The following is a 12,504-nucleotide window of genomic DNA, read 5'->3' as shown; positions in this document are numbered from 1 at the left end:
TCGAGAAAGGAGGAGGAATAATTGGTAGAATTCAAGCCTATGGATGCGGGAATCTCTCCACGCTATGCACAAATTTCAACTTTTATGAGATTACCTCATTCTCGGGACATTAAAAATTATGATGTTGCTATTATTGGGGTTCCTTATGATGGTGGAACTTCATATAGACCTGGGACACGTTTTGGTCCTAGGGAGATACGATCTCATTCTTCGCTCATACGTGGATATAGCTATTATTCAAAAAGCGATTTATTTTCACGTTTAAGGATTGCTGATTATGGAGATATCGATGCAAGCCCCTACAACATAGAATTAACCTATAAATTAATCGAAGATACAATAGAATCCATTTTAAATGAAAATGTTTTTCCAGTTGTAATCGGTGGAGATCATTCTATAAGTTTAGGTATCCTAAGAGCTGTAGCTAAGAAGTATGGTCCGGTTGGATTAGTGCAATTTGATGCACATTCTGATACATATGATGGTGTTTATGGTACCGAATATCATCATGGCACTCCGTTTAAAAGAGCTATTGAAGAGGGACTAATTGATCCATCACGCTCCCTACAAATCGGCATCCGTGGACAATTTGTTTCCTCTACAGACCTTGACTACGCACTGCAGAGTGGAATGAAGATTTTAATGATGGATGATATAAACAAAAAAGGTATTTCAGATGTAATTAAAAATATTGAGGGTCTTGGTAAAGAACCGGTATATGTATCACTAGATATTGATGCAGTGGATCCAGCTTTTGCACCTGGTACTGGTACTCCTGTTCCAGGCGGGTTTGATAGTCGAGAAATAATTCAATTAGTACGTAGTTTAAAACCACTTAACGTAGTAGGATTTGATCTAGTAGAAGTTTCTCCTCCTTATGATAACAATGGAATTACGTCACTATTAGCATCTAATTTAATTTATGAGTTCTTAAATACTGTTTCTTTAGAGAAAAAATCGTAAAGGAGATTTAGATGAATAATGCAGTATTATATATATAATACAAAAAATTCTGTTGCATCAAGTTTACTAAAATATTTATATCACAAGGGAATTCGACATATATTTGGTGTTGTGGGTCGTGAAGCATCATCCATTCTTTTTAATGAACAAGAGGGTATTGATTTTATTTTAACTCGACATGAATTTACCGCTGGAATAATGGCTGATGTACTTGCCAGATTGACTGGTAACCCTCAAGTGTGCTGGTCTACAATTGGCCCAGGGGTAACTAACTTAGCAACGGGCATCTCTTCGGCATGTTTAGACCGATCACCAGTTATTGCATTAGCTGCCCAAGCTGAGACAAATGATGCAATTTATAATCAAACCCATCAGTGCTTAGATAACGTTAGTATTATAAAACCAATGGCAAAATTTGCAGCAGAAATAACAAATCCCGATGATATTATTCCGATACTTGATCAAGCTTTTGAGGCTTCTATGACAGAACAACTGGGTCCCTCTTTTATCAGTATTCCAATTGACATTTTAAAAACGAATGTTTCGGAGAAGGTAATAGATTCAATAAGTAAACGCCCGGTAAAATCACCTAAAAAAGAATATGTTCAAAATGATTGGAAAGAAAATTTAGATCAAGTAGTGAAGATGATTAAAGAATCCAATAATCCACTAATTATAGTAGGAAATGCTGTTATTCGCGCTAATTGTGTAGATAAAATCCGAGAATTAAGTGAATCTTTGCAGATTCCAATTGTATCATCTTATACTGCAAAAGGAGTTTTACCAAGTGACCATCCTCTTAATTTTGGGGCAATTAGTGGTTATATGGATGGAATACTAAACTATAATGCTTTAGAAAATATATTCGGCCCTGTAGATCTTATTATAACAGTGGGCTATGATTACGCCGAAGATTTGCGGCCATCCATGTGGAAACATGGAAAAGAAAAAAAAGTAGTTCGGATAGCTTCTTACCCGAATTTAGCCTATCAAAAATTTAAACCTGATGTAGATGTGGTAAATAATATTTCAGATTCTTTGGAATACTTACAAAACTCATTAATTGGATGCACTCCAAAAAAACCGCATGATATTAGCGGAGTACGCAAAAGAATTGAAGAACTATTAGAAGACCAAACAGAAAATACAGAAGGTCTACTTGTAAATCAGGTGATGGGAAAGATTAATAAAGTACTTGGTAATGGCACCCTAGTGAGTGATGTTGGTTTCTTCCGTCATTTTGCAGTACTTTTTAGTAAAATTAATAAACCAAACGGATTTATTACTTCTGCAGGTTGCTCTACTTTTGGATTTGGTCTACCAGCAGCGATGGCCGCTAAAATGGCAAACAGAGATGAACTAGTAATATTAGTGTGTGGAGACGGAGGGTTTCATTCCAACAGCCAAGATTTAGAAACAGCAGTTCGTTATAACTTACCAATCGTAATTGTTTTGTTAAATAATAATTCAAATGGGTTAATACGTTTATACCAAAGTCTAGGTCATCAAGAAACTTACCCTCCGGCTGTTAATTTTGGTAAAGTGGACTTTGTCCAACTAGCAAAAGCTAACGGATGTGAGGGATTCTATGCTAGTAATTTAACAGAACTCGAACTGAGTTTAGAAAAAGCCATTAAATTAAATAAACCTGTATTAATTGAGGTACCTATAGTATATCATAATGAGGTAGGAGAGCGTTTCCGTTCTTTAGATGTTGAATGAAGAAAAAATTATTAAATAACTTTTTAGGTTTTAGGTAGTTAAGGAGGAGATATTTTCCTCCTCTTTTCATATTAAATAGTCTAATTTTTCTTGTTATTTACTATTAACTATATAATTATTTAAAATAATTTACTTTTTTGTAAAGAGAAAAGATTATCTATTAAATTGGAGGGGATTTCAATGAAAGTCAATGTATTGTTAATTGGTCTTAATAAAACTTTCATTTCGTCATTAGAGCGAGCAGACACCGATTACCAAGTTTTTTTACTAGAAGAGGAAAAATTATTTAAAAATAATCCTTATCATAATAAAATTCTGAAAGAAGTACGTTACGGAGATTACCAACAAAGTGAGGGATTTATGGAACAAGCTATTAGATGGCATAAGGAAGTAGGCTTTGATGTAGTAGTACCTGGGAGTGATTATGCCGTTAGAGGTGCATATAAGTTTGCAGAAAAAATCGGTTTATTGACTCCTGGAGAAAGAGCCGTTAAAGCTTGTACTAACAAGTATGAATTACGGAAAGAATGTAAAAATCTAGGTATACCTCATCCTAATTTTTCTAAAGTAAAAAATATTCATGATGTAAAAGCTTTTTTTAAAGGTTCAAAGATAGTGGTAAAGCCGGCTAACCGTCGGGCATCTGTAGGTGTTATTGGTATAGAAACTATTGAAGATATTGAAAGTGCTTGGAAAGAATGTATAGAAGCCGATGAAAATGTTTTTATAGCTGATCGGGATTTTAATTGGGAATATATAGTTGAAGATTATATTGACGGTTATGAAGTATCTATAGAAACAATCGTGGCAGAAGGAAAGCCAATTTTTCATAATATTACTTATAAAGAAACTACCAAAGGAAAATATTTTGTTGAAATCGGACATACCGTCCCAGCCCCGATATCCCAGGAAGATAGTAACATGTTAATTGCAGCTAAAGAACAATTATTGTCTGGATTAGAAGTAAAAGCTGGACTATTCCATTCGGAATGGAAAATGTCTAGTGAAGGACCTAAGTTAATCGAATGCGCTGCAAGAACTCCAGGGGACTATATCCCCGTTTTAATTGAACAGGCTTATGGTTTTAACATTAATGATGCATTTTTAAAAGTGCTTCAACAAAAAATGGTTTCCCACCCTCCAACCAGAAATCAATATATCACGGCAATTCGTTACTTCAATCCCAAACCCGGTCGTTTAATAAAAATAGAGGGATTAGAGATATTTGATATTTTACCTCAAATAACAAATTATGAGATTAATTTAAAAGTTGGACAAAATATACATCAAATGACTAATAGTTGGTCAAGATTAGGTTATTATAGTATAAAATGCAAGACATTAAATGAATTAAACCAAATTATTAATCAAGTTGAAGAACATGTAAAGTTTATCGTGGAGTGATTGTAGATGAAAGATTCTATAAAAAAGTTAAGCACGGAGGTTAGAATTGTTCTTTTTGGTGTTCTGCTGATTGGAATTGGTTATTTTATGGCTATTCCTCTCTTAAGCTTGTACTTAAGTAATTATAGAGGACTAAGTGTATTTCAAATTGGATTAGTTTTAACAGTTTTGACAATTTCGCAACAAGGTTTTACTTTTTTTGGAGGGATTTTAAGTGACCGTTTTGGGGTTAAAAACAGTTTAATTTATGGAATGTTGATACGAATTATAGGCTTTTTGACTTTTGCTTTTTCTAATAATTCATGTTTTTTTGTGATTTCTTCAATTTTTGTAGGGATAGGGGGAGCTTTGTTTTTTCCAGCTTCAAAAGCCATTATTGCAACTGTTCCTAATTCCGTTAAATCTGAAGCCTTTGCTTTGCGAAGTATAGCAGTTAATATAGGTGCTTCAATAGGCCCTCTTCTAGGAGGGTTACTTTATAAATTTGAATTTAAAATAGTTTTCCTATGCGCTACTTTAGTCCACTTTATATTTCTACTTCTAGCTCTTAAGTATGTTGACAAGAATCATAATAATATAAATTCAAATATGAAAATAGTTAGTCAGTTAAACAAGGTAATAAAAGATTATAAAATCGTATTTTTAATGCTTATAAATAGTGGATTTTGGGCACTTTATTCACAGGTATATATTACTATCCCATTAGATTTTACCACTAGGTTTAATTCTGATTCACTTGTTAGTTTGCTGTTTTCTATAAATGGTTTTTTAGTAATAATATTACAATACAGAATGGTAAAGTGGATGAATAAAAAATTCAATCAATCATTGATATTGACTTTCGGTATGATACTAATGGCATTTGCATTTTTTAGCCTATCTATTTTTCCTTCGATCTATGCTTTTTTTACTTTCATTATATTTTTTACAATTTCGGAAATACTGATAATACCAACTATTGACGACTTAACCAGTAATATATCCCCACCTGGATTAGCTGGAAGCTACCTAGGTTTTGTTTCCTTAGGTACAGGAATAGGTAGTTTATTTGGGAACTTGATAGGTGGTTCTTTATTTGAACAGTTTAAGTCTATCGATTTAATATGGGTGAATTGGTTGATCTATGCATTATTTTCTATGTTTATAGCCTTATTATTTAAGATTTACCCCATGTCAAAACATGAAAAGTGTGGGTATGACCCAAATAGATTTAAAATGAACTAAGAGAAAGTAGTGCCCTTTTTTTCATTTTTGATGGACTTCTTTTTATCGATCTCAACCTTAAATCATCCCTTCTCATAGGGTACTTTAAAAATTTATAATTGCATATAAAAAAGAAATTTTGTATATTTATAAAAAGAGTTCTATGGTTATAAATAATACGATTATGAGGAGATAATTATGCAAATTTATAATGCAGTTACCAGTGATGTTAAAGATATACACGCTTTAATTCAAATATATGCTGAAAAAGGATTAGTTTTACATCGTTCGTTATTATCAATATATCAGCATTTACAGTGTATGTATGTCGTAAAAGAGAAAAACAAAATAGTTGGAGTTGCTGGATTGCATATTTTGGGTCATGATCTTGGAGAGATACGTTCATTAGTCGTATCACCAGATCATATGGGTAAAGGAATAGGTCGCATGCTAGTAAACCATATTATAAATGAAGCATCTAGACTTGGAGTTAAAAGATTAATATCCTTTACTTATCAGATTGAGTTTTTTAAAAAATGTGGATTTGAAATTGCTGAAAAAGAAACTTTACCTGAAAAAGTATGGATTGACTGTGTGAATTGCCCCAAGCTTGATTGTTGTGATGAAACCGCAATGATTAAATATATTGTATAAATCCAAATTTTACTTTCTATTCTCGTAACTATTCAGCCACATCATAAAGTGAGCTGAATATTTTTTGTATTTCTTGTCTATGATGTGAATACTGATAGACAAGGAGGTGAATCGCATGTTGACGGTACAACAAGCTTTATTTACAGTTGAGAGCTTCATCGGCAAAATCCAACAACAAAAACAGCTCATTCATCAACTCGTTCAAGAAAATGAACATTTGCGTCACGAAAACAAACAGCTGCGCAAAGAAAATGAACAACTCAAGTATCGCGTTCAAGAGCTGGAAGCACGCACGAAAAAAAACAGCTCCAATAGCCATTTGCCTTCATCTTCTGACCGTTTTCACACCCATTCTTCTCGTAAACCATCTGGCAACAAGCCAGGCGGACAAGAAGGACATCAAGGAACGACGCTCCGTCAAGTGGAACATCCACATCATCGCATCGTTCATCGTGTGAACACGTGTCAAGGATGTGGGGCTTCTTTGTGTGAAGTCAAACCGTTCAAAGTCGATGTCCGTCAAGTGTTCGATCTTCCTCCCGTGACGATCGAAGTGACACAACATGAGCGTGAAGTGAAATCCTGTCCGCATTGCCGATGTGTTCAACAAGCGGAGTTTCCACCACATGTCACGAATCATGTGCAATACGGTCCACGTCTCACGGCGCTCGCTGTATATTTGCATCATATCCAATTGATCCCTTACAAACGTTTGAGTGATACGATCGAAGCATGATATCAACACTCAATCAGTACAGGAACCCTTGCCAATATGGTGAAACGAGGACGCGAAGCGCTAGAATCCAATATGGACATGATCGAAGAAGCCTTACTTGAATCCAACATCCTGCATGTCGATGAAACGAGTTTGCGCATGGATGGGAAACTCGCATGGGTGCATGTCGCGTGTACATCGAAATATACGTACTTGGCTCCTCACGTTTCTCGTGGAAAGAAAGCGACCGATGACATCGGGATTCTTCCGCGATATCAAGGGACGATGATGCACGATGCGTTCGGTACGTATCCAAAATACACGCAAGCCACCCATGCCCTTTGTCACGCCCATCATTTGAGTGAATTGAAGGGTTTCATCGAACAAGGGCATACATGGGCATCGCGCATGACCACGTTTCTGTTAGCCGCCAAACAGGCCGTCGAAGCCCATCACGGTGCGCTTTCCGAAGAAGAAGCGAAACGGTGGGAACAGGTGTACGATCGCATCCTAGAAAGAGCACAGCACCGATTGGAAGCGAAGACGCCTCTTCCGAAAAAAGCGCTTGCTTTTGTTCGACGGCTTCAGAAACGAAAGGAAGAAGCGCTGCGTTTCTTACGTGAAGTGCATGTTCCCTTTGACAATAACCAAGCCGAACGCGATCTTCGCATGGTCAAAGTCAAAGAGAACATTTCGGGTACGTTCCGCGAAGAAACATTCGCCCAGTCTTTTTGCATCACAAGAAGCATCGTTTCCACACTGACGAAACACGAAAAAAACGTGTGGGATTCGTTATGTCTTCTGTTGACAGGCGAAACGCTCGATCGTGTTCTTTCTACCACTTAGGGCATTTTCTATCACGAGGATGCCCTATTTGTGCTGGGCTTTTTTATACACTAGCACTGGGGTGAATAGTTACTTTTGACCACATATTTAATAAAAATCTATGATTTTTTATTAGATTTTGCAGGCGGAGAAGCTTTAAAATCGGCTCAAAATCAATGATTTATAGACATACGAATAATTTGATATAAATCAATAGATGATGGGCGGCATGATGTAATAAGACGACTACCCCACTTTCGATGGGGTAGTTTTTTCTTCTAATTCATGTAAAAAACAAAGAATAGAACCAACCGCTTGAATCCATGCGCCTGCGATGCTGATCGACTGCCCTTCTTCCTTATTTCCTCGCTCCTCATATATTCCGCCGATCTCTTGTAGGGTGTTGCCAATTGATTGAAGTACATTTCCAATGGAGCCTAATGGAGATGATTGTTCACTTCCCCAATCATCTGCGAGTCAACTACCCCCACTTAGCTAACGCTTGAAGTGAGGGCTTGCAACTCCCCAGAAGTGCAAACGGACTTCGTCCTCCTTCCTTGACTTGGGGTTGCATCAGGGGCAGGTTGACGACTACCCAACGACATAGGTCATGCCTATATCGCTACCGAGTGGCTCGGCATGTCTGTAGGCAGTACTTGACTTCCACGCACAACAGACGGATGTACGCTCGATGTTTTACGGTTGCAACGTTTCCTGCAACCAACTCCCTACATCGAGTAACGGGGATTGGAGTGCCTTGATTCAACGGTTTTCTCCACATTCTTATTCTATCATATACAAAAGAAAGGAGGAAGGGCGATTCCTCCCCGACTTTCGCTCTCGCTTAGAAGTCGGGGTCTCCTCGCCAAAGATGATGAAAGGAGTCCGCCTAACGATTGTAACTAGTTTCCTGTAATCTCTAGACGCTCTCCTTCTTTGCTTAATAGGGTAGCGACAACTGTCACATTCCCAATGGATTGAATGCCATTTCCATATGTACATAGTACATTGGATGTTTTATCATCTGCTTCTAAGGCATTTCCGATGGCTTGCAGTACGTTTCCCTACAAATCAAGAGCGAACTGTTTTTTCTCACTTAAAGAAGGAATGCTTCCAACAGCTGATGTGCCCGTGCCTAAAGCTTGGGTAAATGAACCAAACAGAGTTCTCATTTGAGGATCCATACTCATTCTCCTACGTTCATTTTGCTCGTATATCATATGCAAATCATTTTGTTCGGTTAATTGTTAGAAAATTTAATAAAAAAGACGATATCTTGACCGAAGAGGAATGAAGTTGGTAGAATGAATTAAAATTTAAGATGCGCACCTTCGTATATCCTCGATAATATGGTTCGAGAGTCTCTACCGGGACACCGTAAATGACCCGACTACGAAGGCAGTGTTCTATATTGCTAGAATTCTGCCTTCGTTTTTTTATGAGGAGGTATGAATGCTAGCTTTTTTATTATGTGTAGATGGGGTGATTTCGTTTGAGTCAGCAGGAAATGATCGTCGTTTTAGATTTCGGTAGTCAGTACAATCAGTTAATTACGCGCCGCATTCGTGAGTTTGGTGTGTATAGCGAGCTGCATCCACATACGATTACGGCCGAGCAAATTCAACAAATGAATGTAAAAGGAATTGTCTTTTCAGGTGGACCAAATAGCGTGTATGATGAACAATCGTTCACGTGCGATCCAGCGCTTTTTCAGTTAGGTATTCCGATTTTAGGAATTTGTTATGGTATGCAGCTGATGACACATCATTTAGGCGGAAAAGTAGAAAAAGCGACGCATCGAGAATACGGAAAGGCAACGATTACGGTGCAGCGTCCGTCGCAATTGTTTAGTGATTTACCGACGGAGCAAATTGTTTGGATGAGTCATGGAGATTTAGTGACGAAAACGCCGGAAGGGTTTACTATTGATGCGACAAGTCCATCTTGTCCAATTGCCGCGATGAGTGACGAAACGAGGAAGTTTTACGCCGTTCAGTTTCATCCGGAAGTGCGCCATTCCGTATATGGAAATGAGCTATTAAAACGATTTGTGTTTCATGTTTGTGAGTGCAAAGGCGACTGGACAATGGGAAGTTTTATCGATCACGAAGTTCGTAAAATTCGTGAGCTTGTCGGCAATAAAAAAGTACTTTGCGCTTTAAGTGGCGGTGTTGATTCATCGGTCGCAGCTGTTCTCGTCCATCGTGCTATTGGTGATCAGTTGACGTGTATTTTTGTGGATCATGGCTTACTTCGTAAAGGAGAAGCGGAAAGCGTCATGAAAACGTTCCGTGAAGGCTTCCATATGAACGTCATTAAAGTAGACGCAAAAGAGCGGTTTTTAAATAAATTAAAAGGTGTAAGTGATCCGGAGCAAAAACGAAAAATTATCGGAAATGAGTTTATTTACGTGTTTGACGATGAAGCAGCAAAATTGGATGGCATTGAGTTTTTAGTACAAGGTACACTTTACACGGATATTATTGAGAGCGGAACCGCAACAGCTCAAACAATTAAATCACATCATAATGTCGGCGGCTTACCTGAAGATATGAAATTTAAATTAATTGAGCCGCTAAATACGCTGTTTAAAGATGAAGTGCGTGCCCTTGGCACAGAATTAGGTATTCCAGATGAAATTGTATGGCGTCAACCGTTCCCGGGACCAGGACTTGGTATTCGCGTGTTAGGTGAAGTGACAGAAGAAAAGTTAAATATTGTTCGTGAATCGGATGCCATTTTGCGTGAGGAAATTAAAAAAGCAGGTCTTGATCGTGATATTTGGCAATACTTCACCGTCCTTCCTGACATTCGTAGCGTTGGAGTGATGGGAGATGCACGTACGTACGATTATACGGTCGGTATTCGTGCAGTGACATCAATTGATGGCATGACAGCAGACTGGGCACGTATTCCTTGGGATGTGCTTGAAGTCATTTCAACGCGCATTGTTAATGAAGTGCCTCACGTCAACCGCGTTGTGTATGATATTACAAGCAAACCACCAGCAACGATCGAATGGGAGTAAAAAACGAACAAAAAGTTTTTTTATATAAAAAATGTTCGTTTTTTACCTTGACTTTGTCGGATGTGCTTGATAGAATGTATGTGTAAAATAAATAGAGGATACATCGTATAATCTCGAGAATATGGCTCGAGAGTCTCTACCAAGCTACCGTAAATAGCTTGACTACGATGTGTAATGTGGGGGAGAGGAATCTGCTTGGTTCCTCTCTATGTTCTGTGCATTATGCATCATAGTCAACGCTTCTGGTAGTTTGCTAGAAGCGTTTTTCTTTTTATTAACAACATATGGAGGGACTGAAATTGATTAAGAAGTATTTCCAATTTGATGAGCTTGGTACAAATTATAAGAGAGAGATTATTGCAGGCTTAACGACGTTTTTATCTATGGCTTACATTTTGTTTGTTAATCCGTCTATTTTGTCGTTAAGTGCGGTGCCAGATTTACCAAATGAAATGAGAATGGATCAAGGGGCTGTATTTACCGCGACGGCTATTGCGGCAGCTGTTGGATCGCTATTAATGGGGTTAATAGCACGTTATCCGATTGCGCTTGCCCCGGGGATGGGATTAAATGCTTTCTTTGCTTTTACTGTTGTATTGACGATGGGCATTCCTTGGCAAACAGCATTATCTGGTGTTTTAATGTCTGGACTTATTTTTATTTTACTAACATTAAGTGGTGTACGTGAAAAAATTATTAACTCGATCCCAGAAGACTTAAAATATGCAGTTGGAGCAGGGATTGGATTATTTATTACGTTTATCGGATTCCAAAACGCAGGTATTATTGTAAATAACGATGCAGTTCTCGTAGGATTAGGACATTTGACAAATGGAAATACATTATTGGCGATCTTCGGTGTAATTGTTACTGTTATTTTAATGGTTCGCGGCGTAAACGGTGGAATTTTCATTGGAATGGTTATTACGGCTGTTGTTGGAATGTTTTCGGGATTAATCGATGTACCAACGAAGGTAATCGGTTCTGTACCGAGTTTATCCCCTACATTTGGAGTAGCGTTTGAGCATTTTGGAGAAATTTTTAATATAAAAATGCTAGCGGTTGTGTTGACGTTTTTATTCGTTGATTTCTTCGATACAGCTGGAACGCTCGTTGCTGTAGCGAATCAGGCGGGGTTATTAAAGGATAATAAATTGCCGCGTGCAGGGAAAGCGCTTTTTGCTGATTCTTGTGCAACGGTTGTTGGAGCAATTTTAGGGACGTCTACAACAACATCGTACATTGAATCCTCAGCTGGGGTAGCGGCTGGTGGACGTACAGGTTTTACTTCTGTCGTAACAGCAATTTTATTTTTGCTTGCGTTATTTTTCTCTCCACTGTTATCGGTTGTGACAGCACCAGTCACAGCACCGGCATTGATTATTGTTGGTGTACTAATGGTATCATCGCTTGGAAAAATTGAATGGACTCGTTTTGAAATTGCTGTTCCTTCATTTCTAACATTAATTTCAATGCCTTTAACGTATAGTATTGCAACAGGAATTGCGATTGGGTTTATTTTTTACCCAATTACAATGATTGCGAAAGGTAAAGCGAAAGAAATTCATCCAATTATGTACGGTTTATTTGTTGTTTTCATTCTATATTTTGCGTTTTTAGTTGAGTAACTACTATAGTGACAGATTGAGAGGCTTGGGTTATTACTTCCAAGCCTTATTTTTTTAAAAAAACAGTTGACGAGTAAATTGGTTTTTGATAATATACTTATTGCTGATTGAAACAAGTAATTTATGAAAGATAAAAAAGTGTTGACAAAGAAAATAGTAAATGTTATACTTAAAAGGTCGCTCAAAGAGTGGCAGAGATGTTCCTTGAAAACTGAACGAAGCGAAAAGCGTACAAAAGCTAAGGATAACTTTTCTATGGAGAGTTTGATCCTGGCTCAGGACGAACGCTGGCGGCGTGCCTAATACATGCAAGTCGAGCGGACGAATCAAAAGCTTGCTTTTGATTCGTTAGCGGCGGACGG

At 37.7% G+C, this 12,504-nt stretch carries 8 protein-coding genes, 1 rRNA gene, 2 pseudogenes and 2 riboswitches; of the genes and pseudogenes, 9 read left to right on the top strand and 2 right to left on the bottom strand.

Features of this window, described 5'->3' with window-relative positions:
• The first annotated feature begins 21 nt into the window (after positions 1-21).
• The 6 genes and pseudogenes from speB to tnpC all read left to right on the top strand — a co-directional run bounded on the left by speB (position 22) and on the right by tnpC (position 7,507).
• Positions 22-963: an agmatinase gene (gene speB / locus ES017_RS14595; protein ID WP_084220385.1), complete on the top strand. Its 942-nt coding sequence runs from the start codon at positions 22-24 to the stop codon at positions 961-963.
• Between the two features lie 18 nt (positions 964-981).
• Complete coding sequence (locus ES017_RS14590; protein ID WP_171335234.1) at positions 982-2,685, top strand: thiamine pyrophosphate-binding protein; 1,704 nt, start codon at positions 982-984, stop codon at positions 2,683-2,685.
• 180 nt (positions 2,686-2,865) lie between these two features.
• The gene (locus ES017_RS14585; RefSeq protein ID WP_041637670.1) at positions 2,866-4,089 is read left to right on the top strand and encodes an ATP-grasp domain-containing protein; all 1,224 of its coding nucleotides are present in this window, start codon (positions 2,866-2,868) and stop codon (positions 4,087-4,089) included.
• A 6-nt stretch (positions 4,090-4,095) separates the two neighbouring features.
• Positions 4,096-5,313: an MDR family MFS transporter gene (locus ES017_RS14580; protein ID WP_171335233.1), complete on the top strand. Its 1,218-nt coding sequence runs from the start codon at positions 4,096-4,098 to the stop codon at positions 5,311-5,313.
• A 177-nt stretch (positions 5,314-5,490) separates the two neighbouring features.
• Positions 5,491-5,946 carry an N-acetyltransferase gene (locus ES017_RS14575; RefSeq protein ID WP_171335232.1) on the top strand — a complete coding sequence of 152 codons (456 nt, stop codon included), beginning with the start codon at positions 5,491-5,493 and terminating at the stop codon, positions 5,944-5,946.
• A 115-nt stretch (positions 5,947-6,061) separates the two neighbouring features.
• A pseudogene (gene tnpC / locus ES017_RS14570) lies at positions 6,062-7,507 on the top strand (IS66 family transposase).
• A 225-nt stretch (positions 7,508-7,732) separates the two neighbouring features.
• Here the strand turns inward: tnpC and ES017_RS16295 are convergent.
• Both ES017_RS16295 and ES017_RS16290 read right to left on the bottom strand, forming a co-directional pair.
• A pseudogene (locus tag ES017_RS16295) lies at positions 7,733-7,939 on the bottom strand (DUF6944 family repetitive protein); the annotation flags it as partial.
• A 449-nt stretch (positions 7,940-8,388) separates the two neighbouring features.
• Complete coding sequence (locus ES017_RS16290) at positions 8,389-8,541, bottom strand: DUF6944 family repetitive protein (protein WP_483296348.1); 153 nt, start codon at positions 8,539-8,541, stop codon at positions 8,389-8,391.
• A gap of 256 nt (positions 8,542-8,797) precedes the next feature.
• Positions 8,798-8,899, top strand: a riboswitch (purine riboswitch).
• A gap of 94 nt (positions 8,900-8,993) precedes the next feature.
• On the opposite strand from ES017_RS16290, the gene guaA reads away from it, so the two are divergent.
• The 3 genes from guaA to ES017_RS14550 all read left to right on the top strand — a co-directional run.
• Positions 8,994-10,514 (top strand): glutamine-hydrolyzing GMP synthase, encoded by a 1,521-nt coding sequence (guaA, locus tag ES017_RS14560; RefSeq protein ID WP_171335238.1) that lies wholly within the window; start codon positions 8,994-8,996, stop codon positions 10,512-10,514.
• 83 nt (positions 10,515-10,597) lie between these two features.
• Positions 10,598-10,699: riboswitch (purine riboswitch) on the top strand.
• 117 nt (positions 10,700-10,816) lie between these two features.
• The gene (locus tag ES017_RS14555; RefSeq protein ID WP_171335237.1) at positions 10,817-12,142 is read left to right on the top strand and encodes an NCS2 family permease; all 1,326 of its coding nucleotides are present in this window, start codon (positions 10,817-10,819) and stop codon (positions 12,140-12,142) included.
• Between the two features lie 252 nt (positions 12,143-12,394).
• Positions 12,395-12,504 (top strand): 16S ribosomal RNA (locus ES017_RS14550); the annotation flags it as partial.

Source organism: Anoxybacillus sp. EFIL (assembly GCF_013096955.1).
GTDB lineage: Bacteria > Bacillota > Bacilli > Bacillales > Anoxybacillaceae > Anoxybacillus > Anoxybacillus ayderensis.
The sequence above is the reverse complement of the archived record's forward strand: the minus strand, read 5'-3'. Positions and strand labels throughout refer to the sequence as shown.